This is a genomic window from Actinocorallia longicatena, assembly GCF_039534125.1.
Taxonomy (GTDB): domain Bacteria; phylum Actinomycetota; class Actinomycetes; order Streptosporangiales; family Streptosporangiaceae; genus Actinocorallia; species Actinocorallia longicatena.
The window spans coordinates 48,447-68,222 of sequence record NZ_BAAAUV010000015.1; the positions used below are offsets into that span (position 1 = coordinate 48,447).

18 protein-coding genes are annotated in these 19,776 nt (G+C 70.9%); 7 read left to right on the forward strand and 11 right to left on the reverse strand.

From position 1 onward, the window contains the following. The first annotated feature begins 2 nt into the window (after window positions 1–2). Window positions 3–644, forward strand: a complete 642-nt coding sequence (locus ABD785_RS26510) for a rhomboid family intramembrane serine protease (protein WP_344833370.1) — start codon at window positions 3–5, stop codon at window positions 642–644. On the opposite strand, the gene ABD785_RS26515 is transcribed toward ABD785_RS26510, so the two are convergent. The 4 genes from ABD785_RS26515 to ABD785_RS26530 form a co-directional block, all read right to left on the reverse strand. Next, window positions 641–1,939 (reverse strand): extracellular catalytic domain type 2 short-chain-length polyhydroxyalkanoate depolymerase, encoded by a 1,299-nt coding sequence (locus tag ABD785_RS26515; protein WP_344833372.1) that lies wholly within the window; start codon window positions 1,937–1,939, stop codon window positions 641–643. The two genes, ABD785_RS26510 and ABD785_RS26515, sit on opposite strands and share 4 nt — an antisense overlap. Then, complete coding sequence (locus ABD785_RS26520; RefSeq protein WP_344833374.1) at window positions 1,936–3,228, reverse strand: alpha/beta hydrolase family protein; 1,293 nt, start codon at window positions 3,226–3,228, stop codon at window positions 1,936–1,938. Before ABD785_RS26520 ends, ABD785_RS26515 begins: the two co-directional genes overlap by 4 nt. 90 nt (window positions 3,229–3,318) lie before the next feature. Beyond that, window positions 3,319–3,945 (reverse strand): 3-oxoacid CoA-transferase subunit B, encoded by a 627-nt coding sequence (locus tag ABD785_RS26525; protein ID WP_344833377.1) that lies wholly within the window; start codon window positions 3,943–3,945, stop codon window positions 3,319–3,321. Further along, window positions 3,945–4,682, reverse strand: a complete 738-nt coding sequence (locus ABD785_RS26530; protein WP_344833380.1) for a CoA transferase subunit A — start codon at window positions 4,680–4,682, stop codon at window positions 3,945–3,947. The genes ABD785_RS26525 and ABD785_RS26530 overlap by 1 nt, the downstream gene beginning before the upstream one ends. 237 nt (window positions 4,683–4,919) lie before the next feature. Here ABD785_RS26530 and ABD785_RS26535 point away from each other — a divergent pair, with 237 nt between their 5' ends. The 5 genes from ABD785_RS26535 to ABD785_RS26555 are packed head-to-tail and all read left to right on the forward strand — an operon-like array spanning window position 4,920 to window position 9,510. Further along, complete coding sequence (locus ABD785_RS26535; RefSeq protein WP_344833381.1) at window positions 4,920–5,678, forward strand: ABC transporter ATP-binding protein; 759 nt, start codon at window positions 4,920–4,922, stop codon at window positions 5,676–5,678. Then, window positions 5,665–6,357 carry an ABC transporter ATP-binding protein gene (locus tag ABD785_RS26540; protein WP_344833383.1) on the forward strand — a complete coding sequence of 231 codons (693 nt, stop codon included), beginning with the start codon at window positions 5,665–5,667 and terminating at the stop codon, window positions 6,355–6,357. The genes ABD785_RS26535 and ABD785_RS26540 overlap by 14 nt, the downstream gene beginning before the upstream one ends. A 32-nt stretch (window positions 6,358–6,389) precedes the next feature. Further along, window positions 6,390–7,625: an ABC transporter substrate-binding protein gene (locus ABD785_RS26545; RefSeq protein ID WP_344833386.1), complete on the forward strand. Its 1,236-nt coding sequence runs from the start codon at window positions 6,390–6,392 to the stop codon at window positions 7,623–7,625. Further along, window positions 7,625–8,488 (forward strand): branched-chain amino acid ABC transporter permease, encoded by an 864-nt coding sequence (locus ABD785_RS26550; protein ID WP_344833390.1) that lies wholly within the window; start codon window positions 7,625–7,627, stop codon window positions 8,486–8,488. Before ABD785_RS26545 ends, ABD785_RS26550 begins: the two co-directional genes overlap by 1 nt. Then, window positions 8,485–9,510: a branched-chain amino acid ABC transporter permease gene (locus ABD785_RS26555; protein ID WP_344833393.1), complete on the forward strand. Its 1,026-nt coding sequence runs from the start codon at window positions 8,485–8,487 to the stop codon at window positions 9,508–9,510. The genes ABD785_RS26550 and ABD785_RS26555 overlap by 4 nt, the downstream gene beginning before the upstream one ends. Here ABD785_RS26555 and ABD785_RS26560 read toward each other — a convergent pair. The 7 genes from ABD785_RS26560 to ABD785_RS26590 all read right to left on the reverse strand — a co-directional run bounded on the left by ABD785_RS26560 (window position 9,417) and on the right by ABD785_RS26590 (window position 17,674). After that, a complete protein-coding gene (locus ABD785_RS26560) occupies window positions 9,417–10,271 on the reverse strand; it encodes a metal-dependent hydrolase (RefSeq protein WP_344833396.1) in 855 nt (284 codons plus the stop codon). The genes ABD785_RS26555 and ABD785_RS26560 overlap by 94 nt on opposite strands. After that, window positions 10,268–11,839, reverse strand: coding sequence for a flavin-containing monooxygenase (locus tag ABD785_RS26565; RefSeq protein ID WP_344833399.1), 1,572 nt, complete (start codon window positions 11,837–11,839; stop codon window positions 10,268–10,270). The genes ABD785_RS26560 and ABD785_RS26565 overlap by 4 nt, the downstream gene beginning before the upstream one ends. A 79-nt stretch (window positions 11,840–11,918) precedes the next feature. Beyond that, window positions 11,919–13,784: a helix-turn-helix domain-containing protein gene (locus tag ABD785_RS26570; protein ID WP_344833402.1), complete on the reverse strand. Its 1,866-nt coding sequence runs from the start codon at window positions 13,782–13,784 to the stop codon at window positions 11,919–11,921. Window positions 13,785–13,824: 40 nt separating this feature from the next. After that, window positions 13,825–14,598 (reverse strand): 3-hydroxybutyrate dehydrogenase, encoded by a 774-nt coding sequence (locus ABD785_RS26575; protein WP_344833404.1) that lies wholly within the window; start codon window positions 14,596–14,598, stop codon window positions 13,825–13,827. Between the two features lie 101 nt (window positions 14,599–14,699). After that, on the reverse strand, window positions 14,700–15,446 hold the full coding sequence (locus ABD785_RS26580) for an SDR family oxidoreductase (RefSeq protein WP_344833407.1): 747 nt from the start codon (window positions 15,444–15,446) through the stop codon (window positions 14,700–14,702). Between the two features lie 11 nt (window positions 15,447–15,457). Continuing rightward, a complete protein-coding gene (locus tag ABD785_RS26585; protein WP_344833410.1) occupies window positions 15,458–16,888 on the reverse strand; it encodes a hypothetical protein in 1,431 nt (476 codons plus the stop codon). A gap of 3 nt (window positions 16,889–16,891) precedes the next feature. Further along, window positions 16,892–17,674 carry a sporulation protein gene (locus tag ABD785_RS26590; RefSeq protein WP_344833413.1) on the reverse strand — a complete coding sequence of 261 codons (783 nt, stop codon included), beginning with the start codon at window positions 17,672–17,674 and terminating at the stop codon, window positions 16,892–16,894. A 211-nt stretch (window positions 17,675–17,885) separates the two neighbouring features. Here ABD785_RS26590 and ABD785_RS26595 point away from each other — a divergent pair, with 211 nt between their 5' ends. After that, window positions 17,886–19,718, forward strand: coding sequence for an acyl-CoA dehydrogenase (locus ABD785_RS26595; protein WP_344833416.1), 1,833 nt, complete (start codon window positions 17,886–17,888; stop codon window positions 19,716–19,718). Window positions 19,719–19,776: the final 58 nt, after the last annotated feature.

A 19,776-nucleotide genomic window follows, 5' to 3' on the forward strand; every position in this document is an offset into this window, starting at 1 on the left:
AGATGCCCGCATCCCCCCGCCTGCGCCGTTTCGGCGACCAGGCCGTCGGCCAGGCGAGCCAGGCCCTGGCCGCCCTCGCCCTCATCGGACTCCTGCTCGCCGTCATGTGGGGGCTGGAGATCCTCGACTACGCGATGGACGGCAGGCTCGACCAGTACGGGCTCGAGGCCAGGAACGTCGACGACCTCCCCGACCTGTTCACCTCGCCCTTCCTGCACTTCGGCTTCGACCACCTGATCGGCAACACGGTGCCGTTCGCCGTCCTCGGGTTCATCGCGGCCGTCCGCGGGGTGGGCAAGTTCGTCGCCATGAACCTGCTCGTCATCATCCTCGGCGGCCTCGGCGAGTGGCTGATCTCCCCGCCGAACACCCTCACGCTCGGCGCCAGCGGCCTGGTCTTCGGCTACTTCGGCTACCTCGTGGGGCGCGGGATCTTCGAACGGCACCTGGTCGACGCCCTGCTCGCGGTGGCCGTCGGCGTCCTGTACGGCGGGATCCTCTACGGCGTCCTCCCCACCGACCTGCCGATCTCCTGGCAGGGCCACCTGTGCGGCCTGATCGCCGGTTTCCTCTCCGCCTACGTGCTGCGGAGGAGGAAGCGGAACCTGCCCGCCGCCCCCTCCGTTCCCGGCCTGCCGGGCTAGCACTTCTCCCAGTAGCCGGGGGCGGTCTCCCGGATCGTGCTCGTCACGTAGAGGTTCCACAGCCCGAGCAGCTGCCCGGACCCCTTGGCGTAGGCGTTGCCGCCCGAGACCGTCGCCCGGCCCGCCGCGGTGTGCGCGTAGGTGCTCGCCGTCACGCACGCCGCGGTGGGCGTGGGCGTCGGTGTGGGCGTGGGGGTCGGTGTGGGCGTGGGCGTCGGGGTGGTCGGGGTGGGGGTCGGGGTGGACGTCGAGCCGCCGGTGATCTTGCGGACCATGTTCATGACGGCCTCGATCTGGGCGCCGCCGTGCTGGGCGTAGGCCGTGTCGCCGCCGTAGCCCCACCAGTTCCAGCAGCCGTTCGGGTTGGTGGTCGAGGCGCTGGACAGGGGGATCGCCTGCGGATACAGGACGATCATCGCGTTGGTGTCGGCGTACTCGTTGAGGTGGGCCAGGCGCATGAACTTGTCGCCGAAGCCCTGGTAGCCGTAGCCCTGCTTGCAGCCGTGCAGGGCGACCATCAGCCTGCACGAGGCGCCGGCCGCGCAGCCCGGCGGCACGTAGGCGAAGCCCTTGGCGTCCATGCTGATGGCCTGGGCGCTGCCGCCGGGGGCGTAGAGGTTCTGGTCGAACTGGACCAGGGAGCCGGTGAGCGTCGCGGCGGGCGCGGTGACCGTCCCGAACAGGTGCCTGAGCATCGCGTTCTCGGGGTCGGTGCCGCAGTCGTTGACGAACGGCGTCGCGGTGGAGGAGCAGGCGACCGTGCCGAGCGGTGAGACCCAGCCGTGCCCGGCGGCGGAGGCCTTGTCGTAGGAGACGTTCGCGCCGAGGTTCCCGTAGTAGGTCGCGAGGTCGTCGTTCACGGCCTGGAGGACGGTCTGGTCCTGGGTCCCGTGGAAGAGATAGACCGGGTCGCCGGACAGGTTCGCGGTCGCGTCGACCCTGCCCGCGGAGGCCAGGCTCTGGGTCTCCGCGACGAGCTGGGCCGGGGTCTTGCGCCCCGCGCCGTTCTTCATGCAGGAGTTCTGCGCCCGGACGGCGTAGTCGAAGTCGCCCGCGCACCGGAACGGGCCCGCGCTGAAGATCCCCGCGCCCTTGAAGACCGACGAGTAGGCCACGTGGAGCTGGCCGGCCATGTAGCCGCCGGAGGAGATCCCGGAGACGTATCCGGCGCTGACGTTGTAGCCGTTGAGCGTTCCGGGCGACGGAGCGGGAACGGCCGCCAGGGCCGCGGTGACGGTCGCCGCGGTGAGCCCGGCGGCCGCCAGCAGGCTCAGGAGGGTTCGTGTGACGTTCATCGGTTCTCCAGCGCGCAGGTCGTGGCGAGGTCGCCGGTGGAGGGCCTGGTGAGGGTGGCCGAGGGCGGCGGCCGGTGGCCGGTGGCGGTCCACTGTTCGACGGCGTCGAACGCGGTGCGGAAGCAGGGCAGGATCGGCCGGAGCAGGGACGGGAAGGCGTCGTAGAGGCCGTCCACGTGGTTGCCGCCCTCGAGGCGGTAGTAGCGGTGGAACCGGCCGCGGCCCTCGTTCTCGATCATCCGGCTGTAGGCGTCGGAGTCCTGGTCGATCGGCAGGAGGGCGTCGAGGGTGCCGTGCAGAGTGATCATCGGCCGGCTGATGCGGCCGGAGAGCGAGATCTTGCGGACGGCCCTGACGACCGAGCGCGGGCGCGTCGCGTAGTCGTAGGCGGCCTCGTCGCCGGTGTAGCCGGGGTCGAGCTCCTGCCGGTAGATCGACTGGGTGAGGCCCCAGTAGACCTGGCGGTGGTAGTCCCACAGCGGGGCCGAGTCCGCGGGATAGACCTCCTCGGGACGGCCGGCGAGGGCGGTCGGCAGGAATCGCAGCAGGTTGGGGCCCTCGGGCGTCCAGAGGGTGCCCTCCCAGTCGACGCCGCCGGTGTAGAGCTCGGGGTGGCGTTCGAGCTGCCAGCGCACCAGGTAACCGCCGTTGGAGATCCCCGCGGTGAAGGTGCGGGCGGGCGTCCTGCCGTAGCGCAGCCGCAGGGTCTCCCTCGCGGCCCGGGTGAGCTGGGTGACCCGGTCGTTCCACTCGGCGATCGCGTCGCCGGGCTCGGCGCCGTCGGTGTGGAAGGCCGCGCCGGTGTTGCCCTTGTCGGTCGCGGCGTAGGCGTAGCCCTTGGCCAGCACCCAGTCGGAGATCGCGAAGTCGTTGGCGTACTGCCGCCGGACGCCCGGCGTGCCCGCGACGACCAGGCCGCCGTTCCAGTGCTCGGGCAGCCGGATCACGAACTGGGCGTCGTGGTTCCAGCCGTGGTGGGTGTTGGTCGCCGAGGTGTCGGGGAAGTAGCCGTCGAGCTGGATCCCCGGCACCCCGGACGGGTTCTGCGCGCCCGCCGGGGTCAGTCCCGCCCAGTCGGCCTGGACGGTGTGGCCGCTCGCGAGGGTTCCGGCCGTGGTCAGATCGGCCAGGCAGGCGGAGACCTGGAGTTCGGCGCCGGGCACCCGGAGGGCGTCGGGGCACCCGGCCGCGGCGGCGGGCGCGGCGGGCAGGCCGACCGCCGCGCCCAGCAGGAACGCGGCGGTCAGGACCTTGCGGATCGTTGGGCGACTCAGGGTCGGGCGGATCATCGGCACTCCTCGATGGGGGATGGGTGCCGTCATCGTTCAGTCCCGGTGTGACCCGGACCATGTGGGCCGCCGCCACTTTCGGCCGGACCGCTATAGGAGCGGCGCCCCGCTGGCCGCGCGGACCTCGTCCCCGGTGACGCCCGGAGCGGTCTCGACCAGGACGAGCCCTTCGGGGACGACGTCGATGACCGCGAGATCGGTGATGATCCGGTCCACGACGCCGCGTCCGGTCAGCGGAAGCGTGCACTCCTGGACGATCTTCGATGAGCCGTCGCGGGCCACGTGCTCCATCAGCACGATCACCCGGGCGGCCCCGTGGACCAGATCCATCGCCCCGCCCATTCCTTTGATCATCTTCCCGGGGACGGTCCAGTTGGCGAGGTCGCCCGAGGCCGAGACCTGCATGCCGCCGAGGATCGCGGCCGACAGGCGCCCGCCGCGGATGATCCCGAACGACAGCGCCGAGTCGAAGAACGAGGCGCCGGGCAGGGTCGTGACGGTCTCCTTGCCCGCGTTGATCAGGTCGGGGTCGACGTCGGCGTCGTCCGGGTAGGGGCCGGTCCCGAGGATCCCGTTCTCGCTGTGCAGGACCACCTCCACGCCCTCGGGCAGGAAGTTCGGCACCAGGGTCGGCAGCCCGATCCCGAGGTTCACATACGTGCCGTGCTCCAGCTCCCGTGCGGCGCGGGCCGCCATCTGCTCACGGGTGAGCGCCATCAGGCCACCGTCCTTCCCCGGGTCGTCCTTCGCTCGACGCGCTTCTCGGAGACCCCGGCGACGACCCGGTCCACGAACACCCCGGAGAGATGGATCTCGTCGGGATCGAGGGCGTCCACGAGCTCCTCGACCTCGGCGACCGTCACCCGGCCCGCCATCGCGGCGAGCGGGTTGAAGTTGCGGGCGCTGGAGCGGAAGACAAGGTTGCCGAACCGGTCCCCGCGCGCGGCGTGGACCAGCGCGAAGTCGGTGACGATCGCCTCCTCCAGCACGTAGCGGCGGCCGCCGAACGCCCGCTCCAGCTTCGGCGGCGAGGCCAGCGCCACCTCGTCGCCGGGGCCGTAGCGCCACGGCATCCCGCCCTCGGCGACCGGCGTGCCGACCCCGGCCGGGGTGTAGAACGCGGGCACCCCGCAGCCGCCGGCCCGCAGCCGTTCGGCGAGCGTGCCCTGCGGGACCAGTTCCAGCTCCAGCTCACCGGCCAGGTACCGGCGGGCGAACTCCTTGTTCTCCCCGACGTACGAGCTGGTCATCCGGGCGATCCGCCCCTCGGCCAGCAGCAGGCCGAGCCCCCAGTCGTCGACGCCGCAGTTGTTCGACACGACCCGCAGCCCGCCGGTCCCGCGCACCCGCAGCGCCTCGATCAGCAGGCTGGGGATCCCGCACAGGCCGAACCCGCCCACCGCGATCGACGCCCCTTCATGGATGCCGGCCACAGCGTCGTCCGCCGTAGACATCACCTTGTCCACACGTCCACCTCCGGGCGGCGACGCTAGGGCCCGGCGGGGCCCGTTCCCATGGCGGCGGGCCACACAAGTCGCCCGTCCGGCATGTGGTGTGGCCCGCCTCCTCTGATCGTGATCGCAATGTGTGGCGGGCCCACATGGAACGGGCTCCGGGACGGTCATAGTGTGCGGCGTCACAGTGGTCCGGATGTGTCCTGGATCACCCCCCAATCCACGAGGAGGGCCCGGATGCCGGAAGCCATACTCACGGCCCGCGGACTCGCCAAGGAGTTCCGCGGGTTCCGGGCCGTGGACGGCGTGGACCTCGACATCGAAGAGGGCAGCGTCCACGCCCTGGTCGGCCCGAACGGGGCCGGCAAGACCACGCTCTTCAACCTGCTCACCGGCTTCCTCCCGGCCACCGCCGGGAAGATCACGCTGGCCGGTGCGGAGATCAGCGGCAGGAGACCGGAGGACGTCGCCAGGGCGGGCCTGGCCAGGTCGTTCCAGATCACCAGCCTGTTCCCGCAGCTCAGCCTGCGCCGCCATCTCGAACTGGCGCTGGCGGGGCCGACCGGCCTCGGCTGGCGGTTCTGGCGCAGCGACCGGGCCCTGCGGGACTTCACCCCCCGCGCCGACGAGCTCCTCGACCAGGTCGGCCTGCTCGGCCACGCCGGCGAGCACGCCGGAACGCTCGCCTACGGCCGCAAGCGCGCCCTCGAACTGGCCCTCGCCCTCGCCCTCGATCCCAAGGTCCTGCTGCTCGACGAGCCGACCGCGGGCATGGGCGCCGAGGACGTCGACCGGACCGTGGCGCTCGTCCAGAAGGTCAGGGCGGGCCGGACGGTCGTCATGGTCGAGCACAACATGAACGTGGTGTCGACCCTCGCCGACCGGGTGACCGTCCTCCAGGCCGGTCAGGTGCTGGTCGAGGGCGGCTACGCCGAGATCCGGCGGGACCCGCGGGTGATCAGTGCCTATCTGGGAGACGCCGATGCTCACCGTTGAGAACCTGTCCGCCTGGTACGGCGAGGCGCAGGTGCTGCGCGAGGTCTCCCTCGACGTCGCCGAGGGCGAGATCGTGACGCTCGTCGGCCGCAACGGAGCGGGCAAGACCACGCTGCTGCGCTGCCTGATGGGCCTGCACTCCCGGCTCGAAGGCGGGATCGGCCTTCTCGGCGAGGACCTGACCGGGCTGCCCGCCCACAAGAGGGTGCGGCGCGGGCTCGGCTACGTCCCCGACGACCGCGGCGTCTACGCGTCGCTGACCGTCGAGGAGAACCTGCTCCTGCCGCCCGTCTCCGGGCCCATGCCGTGGTCGGTGGCGGAGGTCTACGAGGCCTTCCCCCGGCTGAGGGAGCGCCGCCGCTCACCGGGCACCAAGCTGTCCGGCGGCGAGCAGCAGATGCTGGCCATGGCCCGGGTGCTGCGCATGGGCTCGCGGTTGCTGCTCTGCGACGAGCCCACCGAAGGGCTCTCCCCGCTGATCGTCCAGCAGATCGGCGACATCCTCCGGCAGGTCAAGAGCCGCGGTGTGACGGTCCTGCTGATCGAGCAGAACGTCCACTTCGCCACGACCGTGGCCGACCGTCACCACCTCCTCGCGGAGGGCCGCGTCGTCGAGTCGCTCGACAACGACCAGGTCAAGGCCCGCGAGCACGAGCTCCTCGAACACCTCGGCATCTAAGCCGGCCCACCCCAGGAAGAAGGAGAAGGACAATGAAGGCTCTCGGTGCCGCGGCTGCGGCCGTCACGACGGTCGTGCTGGTCGCCGGATGCGGCGGGGGACCCGGCGGGGGCGGGGGGAAGATCAGCGACGGCGAGGTGAACCTGGCCGTCCTCAACGACCAGTCGGCCACCTATGCCGACCTGTCGGGCAAGAACAGCGTCGAGGCGGTCAAGATGGCCGTCGCCGACTTCCAGGCCGAGTACGGCGACAAGGCCGTCGTCAAGAAGATCAACGTGCTGTCGGCCGACCACCAGAACAAGCCGGACGTCGCCAACTCCAAGGCGCAGGAGCTCTACGACCGCCAGAAGGCGGACGTCATCCTCGACGTCCCCTCCAGCGCCGCCGCGCTCGCCGTCGCCACCCAGGCCAAGACCAAGAAGAAGATCTTCATGGCGATCGGGCCCGCGACCACCGCCCTGGAGGGCGCGAGCTGCAACAAGTACACCTTCCACTACGGCTACAACACCTACATGCTCGCCCAGGGCACCGGGAAGGTCGTGACGGCCGACGGGGCCAAGAACTGGTACATCGTCTACCCCGACTACGCGTTCGGCCAGGACATGAACAAGTCGTTCACCACGGCCATCGAGGGCGCGGGCGGCAAGATCGTCAAGGCGGACCCGGCGCCGTTCCCCAACGACAACTTCTCGACCTTCCTGCTGAAGGCCCCCGGGCTCAGCCCCAAGCCCGAGGTGCTCGGCACCATGCAGGCCGGCGGCGACCTGGTCAACCTGGTGAAGCAGTACAACGAGTACAAGCTGAAGGACAAGGGCATCGGCCTCGCGGTCGGCCTCATGTTCATCACCGACATCCACTCCCTCGGCTCCGACGCCCTCGCCGGCACCAAGTTCACCGACCCCTGGTACTGGAACGCCACCCCCGAGAACCGGGCCTGGGCCGACAAGTTCCTGGCGAAGACCCAGAAGCGCCCGACGTTCGCGCACGCCGCGAACTACTCCGCCGCCCTCCAGTACCTCGAGGCCGTCCAGAAGGCCGGCACCGACAGGTCCGACGACGTCGTGAAGACCCTCGAGGGCCTCAAGTTCAACGACGTCTTCGCCCAGAACGGCGAGATCCGCGCCTCCGACCACCTGCTGCTCCACGACGTCTCGCTCGCCCAGGTGAAGCCCGCGGCCGAGGTCAAGGAGCCCTGGGACTACGAGAAGATCCTCAAGACGGTGCCGGCGGCCGAGGCCTTCCAGCCCGCGGCGGGATGCACGTTCTGATGCTGGTCCAAGCCTTCAACGGCCTGGTGGGCGGGGCGTTCTACGCCCTGCTCGCCCTCGGTCTCGCGGTCATCTTCGGAATGCTCGGCGTGGTGAACTTCGCCCACGGCGCGTTCTACATGCTGGGGGCGTTCGGGGCGTTCGTCGCCCTCGACTCCTTCGGGCTGAGCTTCTGGTGGGCGCTGCTGCTGGTCCCGGTCGTGCTGGGACTGCTCGGCGTCGTGCTGGAGCGGCTGTTCATCCGGCGGCTCGCGCCGCTCGACCCGCTCTACAACTTCCTGTTCACGTTCGGGCTCGCGCTGATCCTCCAGGACGTCGTGAAGCGCAGGTACGGGGTGAACTCCCAGGCCTACGAGCGCCCGGCGCTGCTGGACGGCTCGGTGAACCTCGGCTTCTTCGACTACCCCGCCTACCAGGTGTTCGTGCTCGTCCTCAGCGCCGCGGTCTGCGCTCTGGTCTGGGTCGTGCTGACCAGGACCAGGGTCGGGATGATCGTCCGGGCGGCGACGGAGAAGCCCGAGCTCACCCGGGCCCTCGGCATCGACGTCGCCCGCTGGGTGACGCCCGTGTTCGGCTTCGGCATCGCGCTGGCCGGGCTCGCCGGCGTGCTCGCCGCGCCGATGCGGGCGATCAACCCGCTGATGGGCGGCGACCTCATCATCACGGTCTTCGCGGTCGTCGTGATCGGCGGGCTGGGGTCGGTGTTCGGCTCCGTGGCCGCCGGGTTCGCGATCGGGCTGATCTCCGCGCTCGGCAACCTGTACGTTCCCGCGCTCTCGCAGACGCTGGTCTTCATCCTGATGGCCGTCGTGCTGCTGTGGCGTCCCGCCGGCCTGTTCGGCCGAGAGGAAGGCCTGCTGTGATCATCCGTCGTCTCGCCCACCGTCCGGTCCTCCTGGCCGCGGGCCTGTTCCTGGCCTTCGCCCTGCCGTGGCTGGTCTATCCACCGGTCGCGATGGACATCGCCGCCTGGGCGCTGTTCGCCGCCGCCGTCGATCTGCTGCTCGGCTACACCGGGCTGCTGTCGTTCGGGCACGCCGCCTTCTGGGGCGTCTCGGCCTACGTGACGGGCTATATCGCGCTCCACACCGGGCTGCCGTTCCCGGTCGCCGTCCTCGGCGGGACGGCCGCGGCGGGGCTGCTGGCCGTCCCGATCGGGCTGCTGTCGGTGCGGCTCAGCGGGATCTACTTCTCGATGGTCACCCTGGCGTTCGCCCAGATGGTCTACTTCGTCGTCAACCAGTGGCGCGACGTCACCGGCGGCGAGAACGGGCTCCAGGGCGTCCCGCGGGAGCTGTTCGGGCTCGACCTGACCGACCCGTTCGTCTTCTACTACGCGGGGATCCCGCTGGTCCTGCTCGGGCTCGCCGCGCTCTGGCGGATCGTCCACAGCCCGTTCGGGCAGGTGCTCGTGTCGATCCGCGACAACCCGTCGAGGGCGCGGGCGCTGGGCTACCCCGTCGACCGGTACCGGCTGCTGTCGTTCGTGCTGTCGGCCGCGCTGGCCGGGCTCGCCGGCGGGGTGTTCTCGATCAGCCACGGCTTCGCCAGCCTGCACGACGTCTACTGGACGACCTCGGGGCAGGCCGTGATGATGGTCGTCCTCGGCGGGATCGGCACCCTGTGGGGCAGCGTCCTGGGCGCCGCGCTGATCGTCTCGCTGAACGACTACCTCGCCACCGCCGGTTTCGAGGAGACGGGCATCATCACCGGTTCGATCTTCGTGGTGATCGTCCTGCTGTTCCGCAAGGGGCTGTGGGGCACCGCCGCGGGGCTCCTGGCAGGGCGGCTTCAGGAGAGACGGCCGGTGAGGGAGCCGTCGGGGCCGAAGAGCTCGGCCCGCCAGCGTTCGAGCAGCTCGGTGGCGTCGAAGTCGTCGGGATGAAAGCCCGGCCGGTTGTAGGCGCGCAGCCGGGCGCGGACGGCCGGGTCGAGGAAGGGGTTGCGGCGCAGGGCGGCCAGGCTGCGGAACAGCCGCCGCGGGTCGTAGGCGGCCCGGTCGCCCAGCAGCGACAGGAACGTGCCGATCACCACGACGGCGAGCAGGCCGAACGAGGCCTCCACCATCGTGCGGCGGCGCATCCGCTCGCTGCCGCCGACGGCCCGGTACACGTCGAAGGCGACGGCCTTGTGCTCGGATTCCTCCAGCGCGTGCCAGAGCAGGACCCGGCGGACCTCGGTGTCGCCGAGCAGCTCACGGGCGCGGGGATCGCTCAGGACGCACTCGGCGAGGGTGGCCGTCCAGTGCTCGAACGCCGCGGTCTGGCCGAGCCGGACGCGCGGCGGCATGATCCGGTCGCCGAACGCCAGGGCGCGTTCCACGAACCGGTCCACCCGGTGGGTCGGATAGCCCATCTCGCGCAGCGTCCGGTTGAGGACGTCGTGCTCGCGGCCGTGCACCACCTCCTGCCCGATGAACGCCTTGATCTGCTTCTTCAGCTCGGGGTCGGTGATCCGGTCGGAGTAGTGCCGGACCGAGCGGATGAAGAAGTCCTCGCCGGGCGGGAACGTCGCCGACAGGACCGCGACGATGTGGCTCATGACCAGGTCGCCGCCGACGTAGTGGCGGCGCAGGGAGCCCCGCGGATAGGCGAAGCGGACCCGGCGGACCCTGACGGTGCGTTCGGGCACGGGCTGGACGGTCACGCGGACCTCTTCTCCTCGGCGGGGGGCCGCAGCACGGCGGCCGGGACGGTGAAGACGTAGTCGTCCAGCGGGAAGGAGGCGCTGGCGGCGCGGGCCTGGGCCGAGCTGGTGGGGCGCAGGTAGGGGGTGTCGCCGTGGTGGTCGAAGTAGTAGCTGTGAGCGGTCGCGCAGGTGTCGGAGGCGAAGATCGAGCCGCCGAGCCGGGCGCGCATCTCCTCCGTCCAGCGTTCGGCCGGCTCCCGCCGGACCTCGACGGAGGTCGCGCCCCGGCGGCGGGCCTCGGTGATGACCCGGACGATGTGCGCGCCCGCGGTCTCCACGAGCTGGTGCCAGGTGCCGCCGACCCAGCCGTAGGGCCCGAACATCATGAAGTGGTTCGGCAGGCCCGGCAGGCTGACCCCCTCGTAGGAGGTGAGCCGGTGCTCGGTGTAGTGGTCGGCGAGGTCGAAGCCGTCCCGGCCCCTGACCGGGGTGCGCCGGAAGTTCTCCGGGTCGGACGCCAGCCGGAATCCCGTCGCGAGGATGATCGCGTCGAAGGGGCGCTCCTCGCCGTCCGCGGTCAGCACGCCGTCCCGGGTGATCCGGGCGATCGGCTCGGTGACGAGGGAGACGTTCGGCCGGTTGAAGGTCCGCAGGTAGGTGTTGGAGACCGAGGGCCGCTTGCAGCCGAACCCGTAGCCGGGCGTCAGCCTCCGCCGGGTCTCAGGGTCGCGGACCTGGCTCCGGTACCAGGCCGAGCGCAGCAGCCGGGCGAGCCCGCCGGTGATCGCTGGCCGGTGGTGGACGACGCCGTCGATGAGCAGGTATTCCACGCCCCTGGTCGTGGCCCGCCGGACCGCCTCCTGGACGCGCGGCACCCGCCTGTACAGCCGCCGGAGCGCCGCGGGGGTCGGCAGGTCGGGCTTGGGCCCGACCCAGATCGGGGTCCGCTGGAAGACGTCCAGCCGGCCGGTCGTCGCCGCGATCTCCGGCACGATCTGCACCGCGCTGGCGCCCGTCCCGATCATGGCCACCCGCTTGCCGCGCAGGTCGTAGCCGTGGTCCCACGACGACGACCGCAGCAGCTTCCCGGCGAAGTCCTCCGCGCCCGCGATGTCGACGGGCTTGGGGTCGACGAACGCCCCGATCGCCGAGACCACGTACCGGGCGGCGACCTCGCCACCGGGCACGGTCAGCCGCCAGAGCCGGGCGTCCTCGTCCCACTCGCGCCGGGTGACCTCGCAGTCCAGCCGCACGTGCGGCCTGATCCCGTAGCGGTCGGCGACCCGGTCCACATAGGCCTTGACCTCCGATCCGGGCGCGAACACCCGGCTCCAGGACGGGTTGAGCTCGTAGGAGAACTGATACGCCTGTGCGGGAACGTCGACCCCGATCCCGGGATAGGTGTTGTCCCGCCAGGTGCCGCCGATGTCCCCGGCGCGCTCCAGGATCACGAAGCCGGTGATGCCCGCCTCCCGCAGGGCGATCCCCATGCCGATCCCGCTGAGCCCGCCCCCGATGACGGCCACCTCGAAATCGGGCCCTGCGGAATAGGGCCCCTCGGAATCGGCCACCTCGGAAACGGCCATGGAGCAACCCCCTGTTGGAAGAATCGTCCAATACTTGCTAGAGGCATCGTCCAATACGGGAGCGGATCCGGCAAGAGGGTCAGCGGAGCCGGTGCAGGCGCAGGGCGAGCTGGAGCTCCAGGGCCCGGTCGGGGGAGTGCCAGGCCGGTCCGAGCAGCCGGGCGATGCGGTCCAGCCGCTGCGTCACCGTGTTGACGTGGATGTGGAGACGTTCGGCGGTCTTGGCCAGCGAGGCGTTGCTGCCGAAGTAGGCCTCCAGGGTCTGCACGAGCTCGGTGCCGCGCTTGGCGTCGTAGGCGAGGATCGGGCCGAGCGTGGTCTCCAGGAAGCCCGTCACGTTGTGGTCGTTGCCGAGCAGCAGCCCGACGAAGCCCAGCTCGGTGATGCCGGCGCCGTCGCCGGTGCGGTCCAGGGCCAGGAGCGCCTCGGCGCAGCGGGCGGCCTCGGCGTGGGCGGGGCGCAGGCTCGTCAGGTCGGTGACGGGGCCCGAGGCTCCGGCCGTCACGGGGGAGCCGAGGGAGCCGCCGAGCTCGCGGGCGACCCGGCGGGCGGCGTCGCCGGGGTGGGTGCCCGGCAGCAGCAGGACCAGATCGGCGCCCCGGATCGTGAACAGCCCGTGCTCGACCGAGGCGTGCGAGGAGGCCCAGAACGCGGCCCGCTCACGGGGGGCGCCGTCGGTGATCCGCACCACGCACAGCACGTGCGGGACCGCCGGGTCCACCCCGATCCGGGACGCCCGCGCCGCCAGCGACGAGGGATCGGTGACGCGCTCGGACAGCAGATCGTCGAGGAGCTCGCCGCGGACCCTGCCCTCGGCCTCGGCGCCGGTCCGCTGGATCAGCCGCAGCAGGGCGGTGACGAGCGCGGCGCGTTCCAGGATGCGCTGGTCGGTGGCGGGCAGGTCGTCGCGGAGCAGGACCAGCGTGGCCAGGGTCTCCGAGCCCGCGGCGGCGCTGGCCACCCACAGGCGCCCCCGCTGGACGGTCCTGCCCGCGGCCCGCGACGCCAGCGCGGCCTCCGCCGCCTCGGCCAGGCGGAGCTCGGCCGGGACGCCCACCGAGGCGATCATCTGGTCGGCGGAGTCGAGGATGAACAGGCTGCCGCCGAGCATGTCGACCACGACCCGGCCGACGTCCTCCAGGCCGCCGCCGCGCACGACGAGCCCGGTCATCCGGTCGTGGGCGAGGGCGGCCCGCTCGACGGCCGCGCCCCTGGCCTGGATGACCTCGTTGGCCGTGCTCAGCTCGTCCAGGGCGGCCCGGGTCTCGGCGAGCAGCCGGGCGTTGTCGATGGCGACGGCGGCGTGCGCGGCCAGCGAGCTCAGCAGCACCACCTCCTCCTGGGCGAAGGGGTGGTCGGTGCGGTGCGCGGCGAACAGGACGCCGATCACGTGCGTGCCCAGCCGCATCGGCACGCCGAGGATCGAGACGATCCCCTCCTCGCCGACGGCCGTGTCGATGTCGGTGCGGTGCCGGAACCGGCTGTCGGCCAGGTAGGAGCCCGAGGTGTAGGGCGTGGCGGTCTCGGCGACGAGCCCGCCGAGGCCCGCGCCCATCGGCAGCCGCAGCCGCTGGAAGGCGGCCGAGACCGAGCCGTCGGTGACCCGCATGAAGGTGTCGCCGCGGACCTCGTCGTGGAGGGTCATGTAGGAGACGTCGGCGTTCAGGAGCCTGCGCGCCCGCCGGACGATCGCCTCCAGCACCGCGTCGAGGTCCCGCAGCCCGGCCAGGTCGCCGGCGGTCTCGAACAGCGCCGACAGCTCGGCCTCGCGCCGCGCCCGACGCTCCAGGGTGGCTCTGACCTGCAGCGCGGCCAGCTTGCCTCGTTCCAGCTCGGCGATGGTCTCCGGGGTGGCCCCGGCCGCCCGCGCCTCCAGGATGGGCACCTCGAACTCGACCACGGGCGCCTCACGTGCCAGCAGTTCGAGGTAGAAACCCGTCGTCATGCGCTCCAGTATGCGGTTCCCCACACCGTCCTCCGTCTGTTCAGGCCGCGGTCCAGCCGCCGTCCATGGCGATGGAGGTGCCGGTGATCATGGCCGCCTCCGGGGTGCAGAGGTAGGCGACCAGGCCGGCCACCTCGTCGGGCTCGATCAGCCGCTTGACCGCGCTGCGGCGCAGCATGACCGTCTGGACGACCTCGTCGGCCGGGATGCCGTGGGCGGCGGCCTGGTCGGCGATCTGGTTCTCCACCAGCGGGGTCCGGACATAGGCCGGATTCACACAGTTCGAGGTCACCCCATGGGGGGCGCCCTCCAGGGAGATCACCTTGGAGAGCCCCTCGAGGGCGTGCTTGGCGGTCACGTAGGCGGCCTTGTAGGGCGAGGCGACGAGGCCGTGGATGCTCGACAGGTTGACCACCCGTCCCCAGCCGCGCCCGTACATGCCCGGCAGCGCCGCCGCGACGATCCGGAACGGCGCCTCGACCATCAGCCGCAGGATCGCCGAGAAGATCTCCGGCGGGAACTCCTCCAGGGGCGCGACATGCTGGAAGCCCGCGTTGTTGACCACGATGTCGCTGGCCGCGGCGGCCTCCGCCACCGCGGCGAGCGCCCCGAGATCCGACAGGTCCGCGACGATCGCCCGTCCGCCGATCTCGGCCGCGAGCTTCTCGGCGGGCTCGGCGTGCAGATCCACGACGACGACCCGCGCCCCGTCCCGCGCCAGCCGCGCGGCGACGGCCCGCCCGATCCCGCTCGCGCCCCCGGTGATCAGCGCTTGCCGCCCCTGGAGCCCGGGCGCAGATGTGGCGTACGTCATGTCGCCAGAAATTACGGCTCCGCGGCCCTCCGGACGATGGAGGACCGCCCCATGCTTCCCCGCGACCTTGTGTTCTCCCGCCACATAGTGCGGGAGAGGCCTCAGGCGCGGGGACGGACCGAGACGTCGGTGACGATGGCGTCGGGCGGGGTCTCCAGGGCGCCGAGGATGGTGCGGGCGACCGTGGAGGGGGCGATGTAGTCGGCGGCGTCGTAGGGGGCGCCCTCCTGGGCACGGACCCTGCGCTGCATCTCGGTGGCGGTGCGGCCGGGGTAGACCGAGGTGACGCGGATGGCGGGCTCCTCGGCGCGCAGGGCGTCGGCGAGGGCCTTGAGGCCGTGCTTGCTGGCGGCGTAGGAGCCCCAGCCGGGATGGGTGCGCAGGCCGGCGCCGGAGTTCACGAAGATCACATGGCCGCGGGCGGCGCGCAGGGCGGGCAGCAGCAGCCGGGTCAGCTCGGCCGCCGCGACGAGGTTGACCATGAGCTGGTCGATCCAGGCCTCCGCCTCCTGGTCGGCGATCGTGCCGAGGTCGCAGACCCCGGCGCTGTGGATCACCCCGTCCAGGACGCCCGGCAGCTCGGCGACGGCCAGCGCGGCCTCGATCCGGCGCGGCTCGGACAGGTCCAGCGGGATCGTGCGCACGTGCTCGTGGCCCGAGGCCTGGGCCTGGGGCAGGGTCCAGGCCTGCGTCCTGCCGTAGGGCGTCGCCGCGAACTGCTGGGCGATCTTGTAGAGGCGCTCCTGGGAGCGGCCGGAAAGGATCAGGTTGTGCCCGTGTTCGCGCAGCAGCTCCGCGGTGGCGAGGCCGACGCCGCCCGTCGCGCCGGTGATCAGATAGGTCCCCATGGTGTCCCCAGTCAGTTGGGCTTGAGTACTCGTGTCACGCCCGCGATGAGTGCGGTGGCGAGAATCCAGCCGCTTGCGATGATTCCGTACGCCAGCCACTGGGTCCAGCCGACCGGGTTCCAGGTGTCCCGCAGCCCGAACGCGCTGATCGGGATCAGCAGGTCGACCACGTAGGCGAGGGCGTGGAAATCGGGGAGCTCGGCGGGCTCGCGCAGCGGCCGCGGCTGTTCGACGCTGAAGACGATCGTGCCGACCGTGATGAGGACGGCCAGCCAGGCGGCCGCCTGCCAGGGCCGGTAGCCGTAGCCGACGGTGTAGTCGAGCAGGGCGCTCCAGGTCCGCGACGGCCACGGCAGCTTCGCCCGGCGCCGCCGGAACTTCATGAGCTGTGTCTTGCGGGCCAGATGTTCGTGACCCTCGCGCAGGAACCAGGCCGAAAGCTGCTCGTAGGGCTGTGACCGGAACTCCGGGGCCCGGTTCACCCAGTCGATGCGCGACTTGAGATGCCGGTCGTGCTCCAGGACCTCGGCGCGGAGCGTCTCGTAGACGAGCCCGTCGAGGTCGATGCTCGCCGGCCAGGAGGAGTACCGGTCGAGGACGACGCCGACCCGCGAGTAGCGCAGCGAGACCATGCCCTCGATCGGCGCCGAGGGCGAGAGGATCAGCTCGGTGACCTGCATGTGGCTGAGATGCAGGGCGATGTGGCCCGGATTGCTCATCGGGCCGGCCTGGTCGAAGGACAGGGTCCCGTTGACCTGGGCGTTCCTGAGCTTGATCCGGCCCTCGGAGGTGAAGCCCGCGCTGCACTCGACCGCGTCGGCGGCGATGATGTTCTGGGCGTCCAGGGCGAGGCGCCCGGGGTTGACCAGCCGGGCGCCCTGGAGGAACAGCCCGGCGTTGAGCCGCGAACCGACCAGCCGCATCCCGCCGGTGATCACGCTCTCCTGGGCGAACATGCCGCCGTCGACGACCATGCTCCCGCTGTAGAAGGCGAAGGGGCCGCCGGTGTTGGTGATCCGGGTGCGCTTCATCCACAGGCCGCTGAGGAACTGGGCCCGCACGAGGTTGACCTGGCCGTCGATGACCGAACCCGACAGGCTGATCGCCCGCTCCGCCCGCATCCCCGCGCCCTCGAAGCCGGGCATCGAGCACTCCAGCAGCCTGAGCTGCTTCACCTGGGCGTTGCTGAAGTCCGGGGCGGTGTCGAGGATGCAGTTCTTGAGGCGGACGTCGCAGCCGACCGTCCCGCCGCTGACGTTCAGGGCGCCGACGACGGTCGCGTTCTCCAGCCGGAGCTGGGGCACGAAGCCCTTCCTGGGCTCGCAGGCCCCGAGCAGCAGCCGGACGATCACCGAGGCCGAGACGGAGCCACCGCCGAGATCGACGGTGGCTCCGATCGGATAAGCGCGCCATAGCCGCTGTTCGGCGGCCGTCAGGGCCACCTTCTAGAAGAAGCCGCGCTTGCGCCCGGCCTGCTGGAGGAAGCCGTCGAGCTGCTGCTCCCAGTTGGCGGACTCGAAGCCCGCGTTCGGGACGGTGAAGCGGTGGAAGGTGTCGTGGCTGTCGCCGAACATCGTCCGCTTGTCGAGCTCCAGCACCACCTCGGTGGAGTGCGGGTTGCTGACGAAGGTCACCTCGAGCTGCTTGAACGCGTTCGCGTAGTTGTGGCCCGGGTGGAACTCGATCTCCTGGTAGAAGGGCAGGAGCTGGTTGACGCCGTGGATCCGGCCCTTCTCGCAGTCGGCGTTCACGAAGCGGAAGCCGAGGTTGGAGAAGGCGGCCAGGATGCGCTCCTGAGCGGGCAGCGGGTGGACCGCGATCGGGTCGAGGTCGGTGGCGTCGACCGCGCGGGCGACCTCGAGCTCGGTGGCGACGCCGACGGTCGTGCCGCGCAGCGGGGTGCCGTACATGTGGGTGAGCGGGGTCTCCCACGGCACCTGGAGCTGGAACGGGAAGCTGTGACGCGCGCCGGAGGCGAGCTGGAAGGCGCCGGAGAGATGCGCCTTGGCGTACTTCTCGTTCTGGGTGTACTCGCTGTCGCCGGACTCGACCTCGACCCGGGTGACGAGCGCGACGTTGATGCCGATGATGTCGCTGCTGTTGTCACCGCCCTGGAGATGGATGTCTCCGGTCACGACGTCGCCGGGGCGGACGTTCGCGTTGTGCAGGATCGTCTCGATCGAGGGGCCGCCGACGCCGAGCGCACCGAGAAGCTTCTTGAAGACCACGTTCTTTCTCTCCTACTGTCCGTACGGCCGAGGCTTGACCAGTTAACACCGACTAGTTAGTCGCCGGGAGAGATGCATACGTTCCCGGTGTGTTGTACGTCACATTCTGGTCAAACATAGCCAAGCCCTACTGGCGGGTAGCATCTATTTGGTTACTGACCAGTAGTTGCGGGGCGCGAGGCTACCCGCTCGAGCGAGACGGGGTGTCGCCATGGGGCACTACAAGAGCAACCTCCGGGACATCGAGTTCAACCTGTTCGAGGTGTTCAAGCGGCAGGACCTCCTGGGCAAGGGCCCCTACGAGGACCTGGACGAGGACACGATGCGCAGCATCCTCGACGAGGTGAACCGCCTGACCACCGGCCCGGTGGCCGACTCCTTCGAGGACGCCGACCGCAACCCGCCGAAGTTCGACCCGGTCACCGGCGAGGTGAAGATGCCGGAGTCGTTCAAGAAGTCGTTCAAGGCCTGGATGGACGCCGAGTGGTTCCGCGTGGACCTCGACGCCGAGTTCGGCGGCACCGGCGCTCCGCGCTCCCTCACCTGGGCGATCGCCGAGCAGGTCCTGGGCGCCAACCCCGCCATCTACATGTTCTCCTCCGGCCCCGGCTTCGCCCAGATCCTCTGGCACGAGGGCAACGCCGCGCAGAAGCGTTTCGCCGAGCTCGCCCTGGAGCGCCAGTGGGGCGCGACGATGGTGCTGACCGAGCCCGACGCGGGCTCCGACGTCGGCGCCGGCCGCGCCAAGGCCGTCGAGCAGCCGGACGGCTCCTGGCACATCGACGGCGTGAAGCGCTTCATCACCAGCGCCGAGCACGACATGTCCGAGAACATCTTCCACCTGGTCCTGGCGCGTCCCGAGGGCGCGGGCCCCGGCACCAAGGGCCTGTCGCTCTTCCTCGTGCCGAAGTACCACGTCGACCTCGAGACCGGTGAGCTGGGCGAGCGCAACGGCGCCTACGTCACCAACGTCGAGAAGAAGATGGGCATCAAGGCGTCCACGACCTGCGAGCTCACCTTCGGCGAGAAGCACCCGGCCATCGGCTGGCTCGTCGGCGACAAGCACGACGGCATCCGCCAGATGTTCCTGGTCATCGAGTACGCCCGCATGATGGTCGGCACCAAGGCCATCGCGACGCTCTCCACCGGCTACCTGAACGCCCTGGAGTACGCCAAGGAGCGGGTGCAGGGCGCCGACCTCACCCAGATGACCGACAAGGCCGCCCCGCGCGTCACGATCACCCACCACCCGGATGTGCGCCGCTCGCTGCTCACCCAGAAGGCCTACGCCGAGGGCATGCGCGCCCTGGTCCTGCTCACCGCGAGCTACCAGGACAACGTGCAGATGGCCAAGTTCAACGGCGAGCACGACGCCCTGTCGGAGAAGCTGAACGACCTGCTCCTGCCGATCGTCAAGGGCTTCGGCTCCGAGCGCTCCTACGCCCTCCTGGGCGCCGAGTCCCTCCAGACGCTGGGCGGCTCCGGCTTCCTGCAGGAGTACCCGATCGAGCAGTACATCCGGGACTCCAAGATCGACACCCTCTACGAGGGCACCACCGCGATCCAGGGCCTCGACCTGTTCTTCCGCAAGATCATGCGGGACCAGGGCGCGACGCTCAAGGTCCTCGCCGACGAGATCAAGGCCTTCGCGGCCTCCGACGCCGGCAACGGCCGCCTCAAGAACGAGCGTGCGCTGCTGGCCAAGGCGCTCGAGGACACCGAGGGCATCATCAACGCGATGGCCGGTGCCGCGATCGGGTCGCTGGAGAACCCGAAGGAGATCTACAAGATCGGCCTGAACACCACGCGCCTGCTGCTCGCCCTCGGCGACACGATCGTCGCGTGGCTGCTCCAGCGCCAGGCCGAGATCGCGCTGGCCAGGCTCGGCGGCGACATCTCCGAGGCGGACAAGAACTTCTACACCGGCAAGGTCGCGGCGGCCCAGTTCTTCGCCCAGACCGTCCTGCCGCGCATCACCTCCGACCGCGCCATGGCCGAGGTCACCTCGCTGGACGTCATGGACGTTCCCGAGGCCGCGTTCTAGGACCGCACCGCAGGAGCCCCTTCCCCGGCCCCCGCTCCCCTTCCGGGGGGCGGGGGCT

Coding starts and splice junctions, on each gene's coding strand:
- ABD785_RS26510 (WP_344833370.1), top strand. CDS start 3: ATGCCCGCATCCCCCCGCCTGCGCCGTTTCGGCGACCAGGCCGTCGGC.
- ABD785_RS26515 (WP_344833372.1), bottom strand. CDS start 1,939: ATGAACGTCACACGAACCCTCCTGAGCCTGCTGGCGGCCGCCGGGCTC.
- ABD785_RS26520 (WP_344833374.1), bottom strand. CDS start 3,228: ATGATCCGCCCGACCCTGAGTCGCCCAACGATCCGCAAGGTCCTGACC.
- ABD785_RS26525 (WP_344833377.1), bottom strand. CDS start 3,945: ATGGCGCTCACCCGTGAGCAGATGGCGGCCCGCGCCGCACGGGAGCTG.
- ABD785_RS26530 (WP_344833380.1), bottom strand. CDS start 4,682: ATGTCTACGGCGGACGACGCTGTGGCCGGCATCCATGAAGGGGCGTCG.
- ABD785_RS26535 (WP_344833381.1), top strand. CDS start 4,920: ATGCCGGAAGCCATACTCACGGCCCGCGGACTCGCCAAGGAGTTCCGC.
- ABD785_RS26540 (WP_344833383.1), top strand. CDS start 5,665: ATGCTCACCGTTGAGAACCTGTCCGCCTGGTACGGCGAGGCGCAGGTG.
- ABD785_RS26545 (WP_344833386.1), top strand. CDS start 6,390: ATGAAGGCTCTCGGTGCCGCGGCTGCGGCCGTCACGACGGTCGTGCTG.
- ABD785_RS26550 (WP_344833390.1), top strand. CDS start 7,625: ATGCTGGTCCAAGCCTTCAACGGCCTGGTGGGCGGGGCGTTCTACGCC.
- ABD785_RS26565 (WP_344833399.1), bottom strand. CDS start 11,839: ATGGCCGTTTCCGAGGTGGCCGATTCCGAGGGGCCCTATTCCGCAGGG.
- ABD785_RS26570 (WP_344833402.1), bottom strand. CDS start 13,784: ATGACGACGGGTTTCTACCTCGAACTGCTGGCACGTGAGGCGCCCGTG.
- ABD785_RS26575 (WP_344833404.1), bottom strand. CDS start 14,598: ATGACGTACGCCACATCTGCGCCCGGGCTCCAGGGGCGGCAAGCGCTG.
- ABD785_RS26580 (WP_344833407.1), bottom strand. CDS start 15,446: ATGGGGACCTATCTGATCACCGGCGCGACGGGCGGCGTCGGCCTCGCC.
- ABD785_RS26595 (WP_344833416.1), top strand. CDS start 17,886: ATGGGGCACTACAAGAGCAACCTCCGGGACATCGAGTTCAACCTGTTC.